Raw genomic sequence first — 18516 nt, 5'->3', positions numbered from 1 at the left:
AATGCTATTTAATTCAATTGATTTTGCAATCTTTCTACCCTTAGTTTTTACTATTTATTGGTTAATTGGAACAAAGAGATTAAAATTTCAAAATCTACTCATCCTTTTAGCAAGTTATGTCTTTTATGGATGGTGGGATTGGAGGTTCCTTTCTTTGGTAGCATTTAGTTCCTTTGTTGATTTTTTTGTAGGCTTAGGTATTTATAAAACTAATAATAAATTAAGGAAAAAACTTTTATTGTGGACTAGTATAATCGTAAATCTAGGTTTATTAGGCACCTTCAAATATTATAATTTTTTCTTAGAAAATATTCAAGATGCTTTCTCATTCTTTGGACAAAATATAAACATAGGTTTTTTAAATATAATATTACCTGTTGGGATCAGTTTTTACACTTTTCAAACCTTAAGTTATTCTATAGATGTTTATAAAGGCAAGTTGATTCCCTCAAAAAATTTCATAGCTTTTTCAGCTTTTGTTTCCTTTTTCCCTCAATTAGTAGCAGGACCTATTGAAAGAGCCAAACATTTACTCCCTCAATTCAATAAACCAAGGAAATTTAATAAAACTGAAGCAATATATGGTCTTAGACAAATGCTCTGGGGTTTTTTTAAAAAAATTGTGATTGCGGATAATTGTGCAGAAATAGCAAATGAAATATTTAATAATTCTACAGATTATAATGGAAGTACATTATTAATTGGTGCTCTATTTTTTACTTTTCAAATCTATGGAGACTTTTCAGGATATTCCGATATTGCCATTGGTCTATCCCGATTATTTGGGTTCAATCTAATGAAAAATTTTGCCTTTCCTTATTTTTCACGTGATATAGCTGAGTTCTGGCGAAGATGGCATATTTCTCTTTCTACATGGTTCAGAGATTACCTTTACATTCCATTAGGTGGAAGTAAGGGTGGTAAATTGAATAAAATCAGAAATACATTCATAATTTTTATAGTGAGTGGTTTCTGGCACGGTGCTAACTGGACATTTATTATTTGGGGCGCGTTAAATGCAATTTATTTCTTACCACTATTGATATCAAAGAAAAACAGAAATAATCTAGACGTAATTGCACAAGGCAGGTTTATACCAAAATATAAAGAATTTGGACAAATGCTACTAACATTTTCGCTTACGGTAATAGCATGGATATTTTTTAGAGCTGAAAATGTTTCCCATGCAATTAATTATCTAAGTACGATATTTTCTGTTTCCATCTTTGAGCCAATTCAATTTCAGACCCTTAATTTAAATTTTAGTCTAATTCCTATTATAATAGTTTTCATATTGATAGAATGGTTAGGAAGAGAAAATGAATTTGCTATTGAAAAAATATTCAATAAATGGTATAGACCTGTCAGATGGGGAGTGTATTACACAATAATTGCAATAATATTGGTATATTCTGGAGCTCAACAAGATTTTATTTATTTTCAATTCTAGAGAAAATGAAATATTTTATAAAAGAAATTATCAAATTTTTATCTCTTATTCTACTAGTTTTATTGATTGGTATTTTCATCCCAACGACCCCCAGAGCTTCAAAATCATTACTCTTTGCTAAAATTAAAAAAGACTCTCTGCTTGAAAATGTGGAAAGTCCTCGAATAATTTTCATTGGGGGTTCAAATATAAATTATGGTATAAATAGCGCCATGATAAAGGATTCATTAGAATTAAATCCAATTAATACAGGTATTCATGCCTCTTTAGGTCTTGTTTATATGATGGACAATACCTTACCCTACATTAGAAAGAATGACTTAATCATAATGTCACCTGAATATGCACACTTTTTTGGCACATTCGCATATGGACGAACAGAACTCTTAAGAACAGTCCTTGATGTTGATAAAAGAGAAGCATTAAAACTGGGATCAAAACAATGGATCAATATCATAAGATACTTTCCTAAATATTGCTTAACAAAATTAAAACCAAGTGAATATTTTAATGTAGAGGAAGATAAATTTTACGGTGTGAATTCTTTCAATAAATTTGGAGACACCTATTCACATTGGGGAGAAGAACCACAAAATTTCACACCTTTTGTTAGAACAAAAAAATCTTTCAACCACAATACAATAAATGAAATTTTAGAATTCGAAAAAAATATAAAAGCTAAAAGTGCTGAATTATATATAGTATATCCCGGAATTCAATCCACTTCATTTAATAATATATATGAACAAATAAAAAAAGTAGAAAAAGAATTAAATAAGACCAGTTTATCAATAATCGGGAACCCTGAAAAATATAAAATGGCAGACAGTTTATGCTTTAATTCACCTTTACATTTAACAAAGGAAGGAATGGATTTTCGCACCACCCAGTTAATTAAAGATCTTAAAACTATAATTAATTAACAATGAATTATTCCAAAATAACATTTATATGATCGTATATTTTTTCTGTTTTAACAATCATAATATATTGTCCAGGCTCAGCTTCAATATCCTTAATATTCCATTTCAAAAGATGACTTCCAGCAACGTAATTCCCTGTATTTAATTTCTTAATAAGTTCTCCACGTATGCTATATAATTCCACATCTACTTTACTCGATCGATCCAATATGATTTCTAATGTAAGCAAGTCTGATACAGGGTTTGGATATAAATTTGAGATCAAGTTTTTCTTGGTGTTGATTGGTTCCAGCAAACCTGTAGTTACGACTGAGCCATACTCATAAGCTCCTATATCAAAACCCTCACCAGTTGGTCGCTCCCCTTTTTCAAAATCAAATATCACTCCAAAATCAGAAACATCCATTCCTACATCAATGGCAACAGAACCCTCTAAAAGACGAAAATCATTATTATCCATATTTCTGAATTTCACATCAGAAACTAAATAATCCACAGCTGATTCCCCATCCCTTGCAAATATATTATTTTGTTTATTAGCTGCATCCCTTAGTTCTTTCACAGAAAAGTCAATAAAAGATTCTTCAGCCCCTTTCCAAAACCCACTATTTTCATAGTCACTCCCTGGGTTAATAATTAAATTGTTAATAAAATTACTTTCAATGTAATCTCTACACCCCCCCCCATTAGGAATACAAGTGTTAAAATAGATTCCTCGGCCGTACATACCATTTGAAGCTTTTCCCGGAGAAATAATAGTATTATTAATAAAAGAATAAGACTTTTCTAAATCTACAACCGCATCAGTCATTCTTATATGCATCCAAATTCCATATTCTCCTGGATTAACAATAATATTATTAAAAAAAATGGTACCTGACAATGGGCTAATACATGTGATTCCTCTTTGTCCTTCCACTGCATACTCTTCTTTTTGTATTATCTTATTATTATATATTCGCCCTCCAGTTCCGCCTCCAATACCCATTCCATCAAACTGGGCTGTCTCCCCTTTGGTTCCATATCCATTTATTGTATTATTATAAATCTCGACATTACCTTGACAAAGAGAAAATTGCATACCATCCCAACCAGTGTCTTCCAATAGGTTATCATGGACTTTTACATTCTCAAGAAGATGAGCAAACCTTTCAATACCATCACATTCTAAAGCTGAAGTTTCATATCCAAAGGTAGCCCCTATATACATGCCTTCCCCGCCTGAATTATGAATATAATTATCATGAATATGAAGGTTTTTAAATGTATAATTTTCACGCCATGTTTCTGGTCTGTCGCATTTTGGATCAGTTTTAGCTGATATACCAGCAAAACCTGCGTTGGCAATCTCCAAATGATCTATCTCAAAATCAGAACTTAAATCTGACACTCCAAGTCCGACCTGACCTTTACTTTTAATTTCACTAATCTTTATTCCATATTTTTCAGATTCATCCCCTGTACCTGTTAAGTGAATGAATTCAGACTGTCTAAAAGATATGCCAGAGTATGTGGTAGCTACTATATCAACCAAACCTCCACAATTTTTAAATATTAAAGGATTTTCAGCAGTACCTTTAAACCCAATTAAACGAATTGCATCATAATTGCCAGCCTCAAAACAGAACACGTCACCAGGTTCATAATCAAAATCAGACGATTCTAAAACTAACAAACCATCACTTGGGCTAATAGTATGATCACAACCACAATCTTGCGCATAAACCATTGTAGTAATCAAGAAAAAACAAATTGAAGTAAAGAGTAACTTAGAGGGTTTCATAGTGGTACATTTAAGTAAAACAAAACATTACCAGATTTGTATTGAATCTTAAAAGAAAAATGTGGCTTAATAAAAATAATTTAATTTAATTTATTGCTTCATTCATTTCTAATTTGTATATAAATATATGAAAAATATATTCTTTTATGTAAATTTTTTACTACTATTATTGTTTATATTGCTTTTTATATCCTCGTTTATTAACCCATATAATATACCAATTGGCAATCTATCGTCTGTCTTCTTACCTTTTGTAGCCATATTTATTTTATTCTATTTCTTAATTTTAATTATTATTAATTATTCCAAAAAGTGGCTATATATAGCTGGAATCTCAATTGCTTCATTCGCACTAAATAAGAGCTATTTCTTAAATTTTGAATCCTCTAAAATTGAGCAGGAGAACATAAAAATCTTAAGTTATAATGTGAGCTTTTTTTCAGTAAAAAAAGTATTCAAAAAAGATTACTTTGACTCAAGTAAAAACAAAGAAGTTCAGTTAATAAGACAATTTGCTCATAAAGAAAGTCCAGATGTAATGTGCCTACAAGAGTTCTTTAATGATGAAAATTCCACAATTTATAATTCAATAGAAAGATTTGAAAAATTAGGTTATCATTATTTTTTAAAATCCAAACCCCGTCATGACAATGGTTTAAATAGAGGTCTAATAACTTTTTCAAAGTACCCAATAATTAATAGTGACATTATAGCTGAATCAAATAGAGAATATAATGGGGCAATTCTTACAGATTTGAAAATTTCAGAGAAGGATACCATTAGACTTATTAATGTACACCTTACGTCTATGGAATTAAACAAGGGAAGTAAATCATGGATAGAATTTATTAAGCCATTCTATAGCGCTTATACAACTGCAACTGTTGAAAGAATTAATCAATTAGAAGATATAATGTCATATATTAAGAACTGTCCATATAAAGTAATATTAGTAGGTGATTTTAATGAAACACAATACTCCTATTTATATAAATCTATTAAATCATTAATGAATAACAGTTTTGAAGAAAAAGGTAATGGACTAGGTATAACTTTTCCGTTTAAAATTCCTGGAGTAGGTGTAAGAATTGACCATATGTTCTACACTCCTGCAATTGAAATAATAGATTTTAATACATTGACAGATTTAGAACATTCAGAACATAAACCTATAATAGGCACTTTCAAAATTAAATAAAATCAAGTTAACCAGTGTGACAAATCTTTTTTAAGTAATTTCTGTAAGTCTAAAATATCTTCCTGATAAATATCTGAGGTAATCTTATTTTTTAATTCATTGTTCAACTTTACTTTATCAATATTCTTTGCTCTCAGTTTTTCAACTGTCTTTTTTAAGATTTTATTATTCTTTATATTATTATAATTATTAGGAAAACTTCTTTTCAAGAATTTCATAATAACACTCTCATGACCTACTAATTTATTAATTGATTCATTTTTTATCTTTCCTGATTGATTAAATTGAGTATCGGTTTCAAAATTAAATTCCTTTATTTCTAAAAACTTTACAATCTCCTTCATTGTAGCATTTGTGTCTTTAACCAAATCTTCAAAAAGTAATACCTTAATATTTGAGTTGTCAAAATTATTATAAAATGGCAGTAAGTGCTTAGCGTAAAATCCTTCTTGAACCAAATCGGCTCTTTTCCACCAAATTGAATCTTTATTAAAAACCTCTTTTTCAAATGAATCAGTAGGAACCTTACCCACTCTAAGTAAATGAGAATATCGGGAAAATAATCGCTCTGCAGGTTGTCTGAGAATTGCAATCAACTTAACCTCTTGTAAATACTTCTTTATTGCACTAATTGCGTGAGGCATATACATTGTAGTATTTGAAATTTCCCCAATAACTTGATTATTCTTTGCCGCACGGAATAATTCCAAATACTCATTGTAAGAGGTAATTGAGCCTTTGTAATGCTGAATTGTCTCATAATCCGAAATATCAGCAAAATCATGTTCTACATAAGCTAAAAAATTTGGTTCCTTAACTGTGGCCATATAAACCTCGGGATGTTGATTTAAATAATAGTCCAATGAAGTAGTTCCGGACTTTCCCGCTCCAATAATTAAAAAATCTGGTAGGTTTTGACCAATTTCGTTTCTCATTTTAATCTAATTAAAAATTTATTTCATACAAATATAGAAAAGCTATCGGAGGTTAAAAGGTATATTTATATCTTTACCCCACTGAAAATGTAAAATATGATTGTTGACTACATTAAACTAATTAGGCTCAAACACTGGGTTAAAAATTTATTTCTTTTCATACCTGTTTTTTTTGCAGGAGAAGTTCTTAACACTTCATTATACACTCCGTTAATAGCTGGTTTTTTTGCTTTTAGCTTAATAGCTAGTACAATTTATATTCTTAACGATCTTAAGGATATAGAAAATGATAAACTTCACCCAAAGAAGAGATTTAGACCATTAGCTTCAGGTACAGTATCCAAAAATGTAGCAATAGCTATTATCCCCGTTTTCTTAGTAATTGGTTTTATTATAGCCATAAGTATTAGCCATAAATTTAGCTTTGTGTTAGCTATTTATTTTTTGATGAATATAGCTTATACTTTTGGGCTTAAAAGAATTTCGATATTAGATATTATTATTGTTTCAATTGGCTTTGTATTAAGAATAAAAGCGGGTTCAATAATCACGCTTATCCCTCTTTCTCAATGGATAATCATAATGGTATTCCTCCTTGCTCTGTTTCTCGCTATTGCGAAAAGAAGAGATGACTTACTCATTAAAGAAGACTCTGGTAAGGATATGAGAGCTGCAAGCAAAAAATATAGCTTGGAGTACCTTAATGTTGCATTATCTTTAATTTCAGGTGTCATTATAGTTGCCTATTTGATGTACACTTTATCGCCAGAAGTAATAGAAAGAATAGGTACATATAGATTGTTTTATACAACTATATTCGTTATTGCCGGCCTGTTACGTTATTTACAATTAGCCTTAGTTGAAAATAATACAGGGTCACCCACAAGCCTTTTATATAAAGATAGATTTATTCAGTTTGTTATAGTAATGTGGGTGATGAGTTTTTACCTTTTAATTTATTTTAAGGACCTATCATTATTCTCAAACTAATTTTTTCTTATGTAAACCTCAATAAAAGAATCTGTAGGCCTACGAGGTGCCAAAAACTTATCCTCTAGCTTATAATGAACTTTCAGCGCTGAATGGACTTCATCAGGAAAAAAATTATTTAAATATGGTATGATTTCAAACAAGACAACATCATACTTTTCTGCCTCTATCTCACTTATGAAAATATCAACCTCCCTTTGAAACATGCCAACTCCTTTATGATACCAAAGTGGTTTATTTTTCTTTAGCTCATAGCCAATCTCATGAGCCAGAGGTGTCAATTCAGTCATATTAAGAATTTGAGGGTTTTCTTTTTTTACTTCCTTCATCTGCATCAACCTTTCCATACCTTTAACAGTAGATTCAGGCATGTATATACCTTTAAAAGCTCTTAAGTCTGAAAAAACCCATTGTCCCATTCCAATATTATTTTCCATTCTATCTGAAACCATATATGTGTTTTTAGAAATAGCATCTTCATCTACTTTTGCTAATTCAGGAAAAACCCTTATAACTTTTCGCTCAATATATTTCCAATATACGCCAGACCACCAAAACATTATTAGCAAACCAACTATCACCAGCTTTGGTAATTTCTTGAACTTCGCAGAAATATCAGTCAAACTGAAAAAGTAGGCAAAAGCAAAGCTATGAAAGAATATATTGTTATCGGGTGGAGTGTAACTTGTCACTTGAAACAACAAAGCCTCAACTAATATCCCTAAAGTGAGAAGAAAGAATAAAAAATCCCTTTTGTTAAATAGAAAAGATTTAAAATTCGAAGACTTCATCATAAGAACAAAAATAATCCCACTAAGATAAAATTTCTCCCACTTGGATTCTCCAAAAGCAGTCTTAATAAAGTCTAGCAAATGGATTCTGGAATTATGAGGTTCTTGCCCTAAATTAAACCAATAAACAAAATCATAAGATAAAAAGGGAAGAATAAATATAGAAACCCAAATTGCATAGGCTCCTAGAAAATACAATATATCCAAATATTTACGATCTATGATGGCATGATATAGCAATAAGAAAAAAGCTAACATAAATGCTAGACCTCCTCCGTCTTGCTTAGTATAGAAAGATAAGAATAAAAAGAAAGTAGCTCCCAACAAAAATAAAAAACGGTTCAAGCTATTCTTTTCCATAAAAATAAATTTTAAAAGAAATGCTAAACCAACTAACTCAAATACAATTACCGAATGATTATACCATGGCCAGAAATTAAAAAAAGAATATGATATTAAGAAGAGTAATATACTTGTTAACCGTAAACCACTGTTAATTTGAAAACTTTTTAAAATAGAGCTAAATGAAAACGCTGATATGATATTAATAAATACCTGAGCTTTTAAAAGTGAAAGCATGTATGGCCCAAATAATTTAAAAAACAACGCGGGAATAAGCCAATATCCAAATCCCATAGGAATACCAAAATCTTTAAAAGGTATCTGTCCTAAATATAATCGATAAGCTCCTTCCCATGATAAGAATATATTCACTCTATAAGGAAAGCTTGAGAAAAGTGGAATCACAGCAAAAGCAATAATTAATAATACTTCAAGAACATTTATTTGCTTCTTACTAAATTCAAAATGAGAAATTCTATTGATCAATGCCATTTTTCAAGGTTTTAATACCTAGCAAAACTACTATTTATTCATTAATTATTGCTAGATTTACATTGAATTATTAAATTATATGAATACCTATACCTATCGGGTAATAAAAGTATGAAGCAAAAAGTATCAAATTGGAGTAAGTACCCTAAAAAGGAATCAGAAGTAAAAAATTTCAGAGGAGAATTTATTAATGGTAGTAATACTATTGCTAGAGGGATGGGTCGTTGCTATGGGGATGCTGCATTATCTGACAATATACTTTCTACTTTAAATCACAATTTATTACTCTCATTTAATGAGCAGAACGGAGAATTAACATGTCAAGCTGGTGTTACATTAAAAGACATATTAGATGTTTTTGTTCCCAAAGGATGGTTTGTACCGGTAACTCCTGGAACAAAATTTATAACCGTAGGTGGTGCTTTAGCTTCTGATGTACATGGAAAGAATCATCATGTAGAAGGTTGTTTTGGTGACCACGTCACAAATTGCAGCTTAATTACAGCAGATGGAAGCAAAATAGATTGTTCTTCTAGAAATAATAAAGAGCTTTTTAATGCGACTAGAGGTGGAATGGGTTTAACTGGCATTATTGATACAGTTACCTTTAAACTCAAAAAAATTGAGACTAGTTACATAAATCAAAGGCAAATTAAGGCAAAAAACCTTTCACATATTTTCGAACTTTTCGAGCAGTATAAAGACCACACCTATTCAATGGCATGGATAGATTGCCTTAAACAAGGTGAGCAATTTGGGAGATCCATTATGATGATGGGAGAGCACTCAAAAATGGAGGATTTAAATACTAAACAAAAAAAGAATCCTCTTTCTACAGGGAAAGGTAATTTAATGAATATGCCAATTAACCTTCCTCCATTTGCGTTAAATAAACTTTCTATTAAAGTATTTAATTGGTTATACTACGCTAAAAATACCAAACAAGATATGGAAGGCGTAGTACATTATGATGGTTTCTTTTATCCATTAGATGCTATTCTGAATTGGAATAGAATGTATGGTAAAAAAGGTTTTGTTCAATACCAATTTGTTTTACCCATAGATAACAGTGAAGACGGTTTAAAAACTATTTTAAAAAAAATCAGTGAGAAAGGCTGGGGATCATTTCTTGCCGTTTTAAAATTATTCGGAAAACAAGACAGCCTTATTTCATTTCCTATGGAAGGCTATACTTTAGCATTAGACTTCCCAATTAAAAAAGGTCTTTTTAAATTTCTTGATGAACTGGATGAGGTAGTCATTTCATTAGGAGGCAGAATATACTTATCAAAAGATGCCAGAATGAAAGCTAATACATTTTGGGAAAGCTACCCTAATAGTAAAGAGTTTATTGAAATAGTAAAAAATTACAACCCTGAGTTTAGAATAAGCTCAGATTTATCAAAAAGATTAGCCATCCATTAACATGAATTCAGTATTAATTATAGGCGCTACAAGTGATGTTGCAATATCAACTGCTCATTTATATGCAAAAAAAGGTTATGAAATTTTATTAGCCGGAAGAAATTCAGAACAACTTGAAAAACTATGTTCAGATATCAAAATTCGGTATGATGTCATATGTAGTGCTCATAAAATAGATTTGTTGGATTTTCCTTCGCATAAATCATTTATAAATCAAATAGGTATAAAATTACCTAAAACTACGATCTGTTTTGCAGGTTTCTTGGGTGAGCAAGAAAAAGCTGCGGTTGATTGGGATGAAGCGCAAAAAATAATACAAACGAATTTCACAGGCATAGTCTCCATCATTAATTTAATTGCTGAGAAATATGAGTCAGCAAAAAAAGGAGAAATAGCAGTCTTGAGCTCGGTCGCAGGTGACAGAGGACGCCAAAGTAATTACACATATGGAGCTTCAAAAGCAGGCCTCACTGCATACTTATCAGGATTACGTAATAGGCTACATAAAAGTAACGTCCATGTATTAACAGTTAAACCTGGGTTTATCAATACAAAAATGACTGAAGGATTAGATTTGCCTAAAGCATTAACTGCACAGCCAGAACATATTTCAAAAGCAATTGAAAAAGGATTAAGAAAAAAGAAAAATGTAATCTACAGCTTGTGGATGTGGAAATACATCATGTTAATCATAAAGAATATTCCTGAAGGAATTTTTAAAAAATTGAAATTGTGAGTAAGTCCATCGCTTTTTTTGATTTTGACGGTACATTAACCAAAAAGGATACTTTTCTTGAATTCCTAAAATTCGAGTACGGAAAATTTAAATTCTACTGGGGTTTTACTATACATGCCCCATTCCTAATAGCAATGAAGCTAAAGCTTTATCCTAACTGGAAAGCCAAAGAAAAAATACTCAGCTACTTTTTGAAGGGTAAAAAAAAGAGATTATTAGAGAGATCAGCTAGATCATTTTGCGATGAAAAAGTCCCTGGTTTATTGAGAAAATCAGGGCTAGAACAACTAAAAATGTTGACCAAGCAGGGTGTCAAAGTTTACATTGTGAGTGCTTCCGCAAGTCTTTGGGTTAAACCATGGACTGACAACCTTAAAATTAATCTAATAGCAACTGAATTAGAAGACCTGAATGGGAAATTGACCGGTAAAATTAGTGGCAAAAATTGTTATGGCCCTGAAAAAGTTAAACGGATACGAGAATTAGAAAACTTAGAGCAATATGAAATGATTTATACTTACGGTGATAGTATTGGTGACAAAGAAATGCTAAAAATTGCTGACAAATCATATTACAAACCCTTCCGAGAATAACAAATACATCACCTAATCAACGGTTAAAATCCAAGCATCCTTAAAATCAAAGTATGGAAGATCCCGCACATAATGATAATAAATAAGGATCTCTTCTCTAGAGTTTTTCTTTTCTAAGTAAACATAGTGAAGGTTATTCTTTTCATTGAGATATCTATCTGACTTCATATTGTTTTCACTAATCATATTCATTAATTTATCCGCATTTTCTTTTGTAGAAAAAACACCCACAATTAAATAGTATCCAGAATTTAAATTAGATTTCAGCTTAGATTCTTTTTCTGTTTTATCTATTGTATCTTTTTCTAAAATTACATCTTCCGCTATTATTACGCTTTTTACGCTATCCACCTCTTCAATTACTTTTTCTATTTCATTTCTCTTCTCCTCTAGTAATATTTTTTCACTTTGAATACTGTCTAACGTTACTTCTTTCTCAGCTATTTGTTCTTTCGACTCCTTGAATTCCTCTTCTTGCAATTTTTCATTCTCATCTAACTTGTCCAATTTATTTCTTTCTCTCCTTTTTAATTTTATCTTTAAATTCACCTCATGTGATGCTCCACCAAAACTCCTAGTATTGATACCTGCAAATTCATAAGAGTAACTAAATTTAACTATATCATTCAAATTAAAGCCTACATGACCGATTGGCCCTGATTCATACCTATAACCTCCTCCCAACCACATAAATTTTTTATAATCAAAAATACCAATTAGTTCGGCTTGATATTGAACTTTATTTACATGTCTATATAATGCAAATGGTTTAAATGAAAAATTTTGACTTAGATTAAAATTATATGATGATGTAATAATGAATTTTTGTAATTGATCTAAAACGGGTGTATTTATTTGTTCAGTTGTTAATATACTATTATCGAAAAATTTAGGGAGGGATGCACCTATTTTGAAAGCCCTATATTGATAATTAAAACCAAATTGACTAGATAGATAATAATTGTTATCTACAGCGTTCAAAATGGCCGGATCATCAAAAATTTCAGGATCACTTGTATTGGCTAAGGTATTAAAGTCTAAAGTATTCTGGATGGTTCCAATTGATAAACCAAAACGAATATAATGATTTTCAGAAAACGGAACCTTATAGCCTAAAGTTAAATATGCTGTATTGGTATTCAATAGTACTGAAGATTCAGATTGTACAGAAAGACCATATGCAAAATTACTTTTATTTGCATACTGAAAATTAAAGGCAACAATTTCTGGTGCATCTACTACATCAGCCCATTGCCTGCGATATGTTAAATTAAATTCAATTCCTTCATTAGTTAAATAACTAGGATTATATAGATAAGGATTAAAGTAATATTGGTTGTATATAGGTAGATTTTGTGCTGAAATAATACTTGCACTATTGAAAATTATGAATAAAAAAATAAATAGTTTTTTCATATATATTTATCTTACAATACGCACTCCACCATTTATATTTTTCATACCAGGACACTTAAAAACATAATAATAAGCAGCCTCAGGCAGCAAGGCTCCATTAACAGTGCCATCCCAGTTATTTTCATAGGAACTATTTCTATACACTTCACGGCCAAATGAGTCATACACAATTAAACTGCAATTACTGATTCGTTCTAAATCATCAACTACCCAATAATCATTTCGGCCATCACCATTAGGACTAAATATTTTAGGAAAATCATTGGAAGGATCATTGTCCCTCACAATTACTGTAACATCATCTATACCTTCCTGATCATCAATATCGACTACTCGTAATCTAAATGTATATTCACTTTTAGATAAATTCTCCAATTTCAAAACGTTCGAATCTAAAGGTAGGCTACTAATTACAGGACCTGTAATTTGCTCCCAACTAAAGCTTGAAATGAGATTTTCGGAGTTTACAGTTCCTCTTAATATCAAATCGTCATCCGGTAGAATTAATGTGGTATCACTTCCTGCTATGGCAATAGGTGCTGGAATTAGCTTTTCAACATAAATTTGAACTTTGATCACATCACTAGAGATAGCTCCGTCATTATCTGTAACTGATAGTCTGAAGTTATAACTACCTTTTTGCGCTTCAGAAATTGTTAATGAATTAGAGTCAATTCCAGAGAACTTAATACCAACTCCATTTGTCAATTCCCATGTATATGATTCAATGGTTCCATCTTCATCAATTGCGTTAGATTCTATCACAATTGGGAGCTCTGTATCATATTCATAGATATCATTCCCTAAATCAACAGTAGGGTTTAGATTAGCAGAAGCAGGCAACACTTTTAATATAATCTCATCATTTGCTCTTCCACCCTGATCATCGATTACTTCAAAATCAAATAAATATTCCCCTGGATTTATTTCTTCTAATCTTAAATTAGGTGTATCTCCATTTAAAATCTTCACCTCGGGGCCTCTTTTTTTACTCCACAAGTATTCTATAACTTCACCATCCTCATCTTGAGCTGTCCCAGATAATTCTACAAAGTCAAGCGGTAATTTTACTGTTTTGTCAGCACCTGCATTTGCGTTCGGGAGATTATTTGAAAACTCCGGTAGCACAATCACCTTAATTTCATCACTGTTACTTGAACCGCGATCATCAAAAGCAGTAAAACGAAAAATGTAATTTCCTTCGACCAGATCCGTAACCTTCAAGTTTGGTTTATCATCGTGAATTAATTCTGCTTCTCCACCACTTATCTTTAGCCACGAATAACTTTCAATCGAACCATCTGAATCAGAAGCTTGACCATAAATTACAATACTATCTCGGGGAATAATGATGGACTTATCTGGACCTGCATTAACTATTGGTGGTTTATTGGCTGTGGTAGCAAAAACTCTTAGTTGTACTTCATCTGAATTACTTTCTCCATCATTGTCAACTACTCGTAACTTAAATAAATATATACCTTCTTTCAAATTAGAGACAGATAAAACGGGAGTATCAGTATTTTTTAAGTTAACTTCTGATGGACCTGATAACTTTTGCCATAGAAATGAGATTATTTCACCATCTTCGTCATTTCCAAGTCCAATTATATTCACATTATTCGTAGGTAGATAAACATCCAATTTAGGGCCTGCATCTACAAAAGGAGGAAGATTAGTATTTTCTGGAAGTACAACTATCAGTACCTCATCTTCATCTGTAACTCCTTTATCATCTTCAACTGTTAGGATAAAACGATATTGACCCTCAATTAAGTTATCTACTACTAAATTAGCTCCGCTTTGATTAGTCAAAGTTGCTGTATTTGGCCCTGCCACTTGTGCCCATTCATAGGATACAATATCACCATCTGAATCAGATGCACTTCCTTCAATAACTGTATTATCAGTAGGTAAAACAATCGATTTATCCTCTCCAGCATTTGCAATAGGTCCTTGATTTGACTCTTCAGGGTAAACTATTAATTGTATATTATCAGTTGCAGTGGCACCTATATTATCTGTAACTGTTAATCTAAATACATAAACACCTTCTAAAAGATCTGATATAGTTAAACTCGATGTAGATGTATTGGCTAATGAAACACCTGGCCCACTAACTTTATTCCACTCATAGGATTCAATACTTCCATCATTATCTGAAGCTATACCATTAATGGTAGCAGTATTCACTGGCAGATACAATATAATATCTTCTCCAGCATTAACAGTTGGCAAAATGTTAACATCTTCGGAATTAACAATTAATTCCATATCATCTGATGAAACACCACCTGCATTATCAGTAGCAGTTAGCTTAAACACATATGTACCTGCAACCAAATCATTAACAGTTAAAGTAGCTGTATTTTGATTAATTAAAATTGGATTAAAATCCGAATCTTGTGACCAAATTAAGGATGAGATAGAACCATCAGAATCTATTGCTGACCCTGAGATATTTATACTATTGGTCGGTAGTTTCAAACTACGATCTGGCCCTGCGTTTACAACTGGCAAAATATTACTTCCATTAACTGTAACATTAACTACATCAGAATTAGTAGCCCCATCATTATCTGTAGCAGTTAATTTAAAAGAATAAATACCTTCTTCTAAATTATTCAATCTAAGAGATAAACCATCTGAATTAATGGTGAGTTGTGATCCGCTGATTTGCTCCCATTTAGTTATTTCAATAGTACCATCATTGTCAGTCGCAGTTCCAACTATAATGACTGAGTCCTTTGGTAAACTCAAAACCTGATCTTTCCCCGCAAATACACTTGGAGCCTGATTAGTAGCGTTTACTGTCAGTTTTACCTCATCACTTGCGGATGCACCATTATTGTCCGTTACTTCAAAATTAAAGTTATATATTCCTTCAATTAAATTCGATATTGATACAGATTCAGTATCCGCATTTGTAAGTGAGGCTGAATTTGGACCATTGATCTGACTCCAATTGTAGGTGATAATTGTTCCGTCAGAATCAGTGGCACTACCATTAATAATCAGGCTGCTGGTAGGTAATGTTATACTTTTATCATTTCCTGCATTTACCTTTGGTATCTCGTTTACAGAGCCCGGCAAAACATTAACAATTACATTATCACTGTTGGTACCATTATCATTATCAGTAACTGTAAGTTTAAAGGTATAGAATCCTTCAACCAAATTTTCTATAATCGTAATTGCAGTATTTGAATCTACAATATTAAAGGAACTTGGTCCACTAACTTTTGACCACAAGTAAGAATTAATTGTTCCGTCAGTATCTGAAGCAGAACCGGAAAGTTCTACTGAATCAACAGGAAGAGTTATGTTTTTATCAGTGCCTGCTGAAACATCTGGATCAATATTAAATGATTCTGAATTCACTAATACTTCCATTATATCTGAACCAGAAGCATCCTCATCGTCTGTGACAGTCAATCTAAATCGGTAAGTTCCCGCTATTAAATCCGAAGCAATTAAAATAGCAGTTGAAGCATTATTTAAGTTTGCAGTATTAGGTCCCGCTTCCTGGCTCCACGAATAAGATGCAATAGAACCATCCGGATCACTAGCTGTACCAGTAATGGTAATTGAATTAGTAGGTAAAGTGATGGACAAATCACCTCCAGCATCTGCAATAGGATTTTGATTTGCTTCTAACACATTTAATTCCATTTCATCACTATCTTGAGCCCCATCATCATCAGTAACTGTTAATTTAAATCTATAGATTCCAACTTCGAGTTCAGTAACTGTTAAAGTTGCATTATTCGTATTACTTAAAGTTGCATTTCCACCCTGAACTTTTTCCCACAAATAAAAGGAGACAGTTCCATCTGAGTCAGAACCGTTACCTGTAACTGTTATACTATTAGTGGGTAAATTAATTGTTTGATCATCACCTGCATTCGCCACAGGGGGGTTGTTAACCTCTGCAGGATTTACAGTTACTTCTATTTCATCATAAGCTGTTGCGTTATCATCATCTTTTACAGTTAACCGAAAAAGATATTGACCTTCAACTAAATTTGCAGCATTTAAAGTACCAGTTGTTGTACCACTTAAATTAGCGGAAGGCCCGCTCCTTTTTGTCCATAATTTTTCGATGACGGTACCATCAGGATCATTAATCACACTAGTTAGTGTGGCGCTATTTACCGGTAAAGTTATGGAGATATCTTCTCCTAAACTTACTTCGGGTGATTGATTTGTTTCAGATACCTCAACAATTACATCATCTGTATCTACTTGACCTATATCATCTGTTACTGTTAGGCGAAAAGTATATATGCCCAAAACTAAATCGCTTAAGCTAGCTGTAGCTGAATTTTCATTTGTTAAGGTAAATGCTGAAGGCCCGTTAAGTTTTGACCATACATAAGAATTAATACTACCTCCTACTGAAGTTCCTGTTCCTTCTAAATTAGTGGAATTAGTTGGCAAAAATAAAGTAATATCATTGCCTGCATTTGCTACAGGTGGAGCCTGGCTACCATCCTTAGCATTACTAAGCATCCAATCATACCAACTTTCACTAGTCCAATTAAAATAGTTCCCATAATTCCCACCACTTATTGAACCTGTAACCTTTGCTCTAGTTCTACCACTGTTATCATAAACTTCATTCCATGCACTGTGACCTAAACCTGCATACAGAGTATAGCGGTACCTGGAGAAATCTTGGCCGCCAATTCCATCCAACAAACCTCTGTAGAAGTTTAAAGGTGCACCATAGCCCACTGTATTATCATTATCTCCATGATGAAACCAAACTTTAGTTCCATTATCATTTACTATATTATAAATCGTACTGGTACCTGCACCCGTTAATGCCCCACTAACGGTAAAAGTAGCGACTTCTTTCGCTGGCACTCCATTATTCTCTATTAATGTCATTAAACCAGCACCAGAGGCTGATAAAACTGAAATATGATAAGCACTAGGATTCGATTTATCTTGATATGCTTTTTTGACCCAATTATAAAATGCTTCCATCCTACCAGAGCCAAAATATCCATTATTATCCTGAGGGGCTAAAATAATGAATGGCACATCATTAGTTTTTAGCCAATTCATTAATTGCTTATTTGCTATAGTATTCAATGCAGAAACAGAGCCATCTCCACCCTGACCAATCCCATGATGCCAAATCAATAATGGCCAATCATCTCGTGAATTATAGTTTGCAGGTAAATACTCTACATAACCATCAGGGTTATTAGATGATCCATTATTTCGACTCGCTCTAGCTACATTTGTAAGCTGAGATGACTGAGCAAAAAGATCTAAGCTGATAAGCCAAATAACTGTAAAAAGTAAGAAAATACCCTTATTAAATAGTTGCATTTGTTATAATTACACTAAACTACATACGTTCTTACTTAAAATAGATAAATAACTAAAAAATATCGATTAATGTAAGCTTAATAAAGGTAAAAAATAAAT

At 31.9% G+C, this 18516-nt stretch carries 12 protein-coding genes; 7 read left to right on the top strand and 5 right to left on the bottom strand.

Translation table 11 applies throughout. The features are described 5' to 3' along the window. Nucleotide 1 precedes the first annotated feature (1 nt). Both ACFE0M_RS04525 and ACFE0M_RS04520 read left to right on the top strand, forming a co-directional pair. The gene (locus ACFE0M_RS04525) at nt 2-1450 is read left to right on the top strand and encodes an MBOAT family O-acyltransferase (protein ID WP_434544554.1); all 1449 of its coding nucleotides are present in this window, start codon (nt 2-4) and stop codon (nt 1448-1450) included. A gap of 5 nt (nt 1451-1455) precedes the next feature. Further along, on the top strand, nt 1456-2373 hold the full coding sequence (locus ACFE0M_RS04520; protein WP_434544553.1) for a hypothetical protein: 918 nt from the start codon (nt 1456-1458) through the stop codon (nt 2371-2373). 7 nt (nt 2374-2380) lie between these two features. Here the strand turns inward: ACFE0M_RS04520 and ACFE0M_RS04515 are convergent, their stop codons facing one another. After that, nucleotides 2381-4156, bottom strand: coding sequence for a choice-of-anchor Q domain-containing protein (locus tag ACFE0M_RS04515; RefSeq protein ID WP_434544552.1), 1776 nt, complete (start codon nt 4154-4156; stop codon nt 2381-2383). Between the two features lie 127 nt (nt 4157-4283). On the opposite strand from ACFE0M_RS04515, the gene ACFE0M_RS04510 reads away from it, so the two are divergent. After that, nucleotides 4284-5354 carry an endonuclease/exonuclease/phosphatase family protein gene (locus ACFE0M_RS04510; protein WP_434544551.1) on the top strand — a complete coding sequence of 357 codons (1071 nt, stop codon included), beginning with the start codon at nt 4284-4286 and terminating at the stop codon, nt 5352-5354. 2 nt (nt 5355-5356) lie between these two features. Here ACFE0M_RS04510 and ACFE0M_RS04505 read toward each other — a convergent pair whose 3' ends face one another. Continuing rightward, on the bottom strand, nt 5357-6289 hold the full coding sequence (locus ACFE0M_RS04505) for a sulfotransferase family protein (protein WP_434544550.1): 933 nt from the start codon (nt 6287-6289) through the stop codon (nt 5357-5359). Nucleotides 6290-6385: 96 nt separating this feature from the next. Between ACFE0M_RS04505 and ACFE0M_RS04500 the strand changes: the two genes are divergently transcribed. Next, a complete protein-coding gene (locus tag ACFE0M_RS04500; protein ID WP_434544549.1) occupies nt 6386-7279 on the top strand; it encodes a UbiA prenyltransferase family protein in 894 nt (297 codons plus the stop codon). Here ACFE0M_RS04500 and ACFE0M_RS04495 read toward each other — a convergent pair. Then, nucleotides 7276-8904 (bottom strand): hypothetical protein, encoded by a 1629-nt coding sequence (locus ACFE0M_RS04495; protein ID WP_434544548.1) that lies wholly within the window; start codon nt 8902-8904, stop codon nt 7276-7278. The genes ACFE0M_RS04500 and ACFE0M_RS04495 overlap by 4 nt on opposite strands. Before the next feature lie 111 nt (nt 8905-9015). Between ACFE0M_RS04495 and ACFE0M_RS04490 the strand changes: the two genes are divergently transcribed. The 3 genes from ACFE0M_RS04490 to ACFE0M_RS04480 are packed head-to-tail and all read left to right on the top strand — an operon-like array spanning nt 9016 to nt 11658. Further along, a complete protein-coding gene (locus tag ACFE0M_RS04490; protein ID WP_434544547.1) occupies nt 9016-10329 on the top strand; it encodes an FAD-binding protein in 1314 nt (437 codons plus the stop codon). Nucleotide 10330: 1 nt separating this feature from the next. Next, nucleotides 10331-11065 carry an SDR family oxidoreductase gene (locus tag ACFE0M_RS04485; protein ID WP_434544546.1) on the top strand — a complete coding sequence of 245 codons (735 nt, stop codon included), beginning with the start codon at nt 10331-10333 and terminating at the stop codon, nt 11063-11065. Continuing rightward, nucleotides 11062-11658 carry an HAD-IB family hydrolase gene (locus tag ACFE0M_RS04480; protein WP_434544545.1) on the top strand — a complete coding sequence of 199 codons (597 nt, stop codon included), beginning with the start codon at nt 11062-11064 and terminating at the stop codon, nt 11656-11658. The genes ACFE0M_RS04485 and ACFE0M_RS04480 overlap by 4 nt, the downstream gene beginning before the upstream one ends. Nucleotides 11659-11670: 12 nt before the next feature. Here the strand turns inward: ACFE0M_RS04480 and ACFE0M_RS04475 are convergent, their stop codons facing one another. Both ACFE0M_RS04475 and ACFE0M_RS04470 read right to left on the bottom strand, forming a co-directional pair. Continuing rightward, on the bottom strand, nt 11671-13074 hold the full coding sequence (locus tag ACFE0M_RS04475; protein WP_434544544.1) for a PorP/SprF family type IX secretion system membrane protein: 1404 nt from the start codon (nt 13072-13074) through the stop codon (nt 11671-11673). 6 nt (nt 13075-13080) lie between these two features. Continuing rightward, nucleotides 13081-18417 (bottom strand): PKD domain-containing protein, encoded by a 5337-nt coding sequence (locus tag ACFE0M_RS04470; protein WP_434544543.1) that lies wholly within the window; start codon nt 18415-18417, stop codon nt 13081-13083. Between the last annotated feature and the right edge of the window lie 99 nt (nt 18418-18516).

Source organism: Marivirga sp. (assembly GCF_051117495.1).
GTDB lineage: Bacteria > Bacteroidota > Bacteroidia > Cytophagales > Cyclobacteriaceae > Marivirga.
Note: the sequence above shows the minus strand (reverse complement) of the source record. Positions and strands in the feature narration are given on the sequence as shown.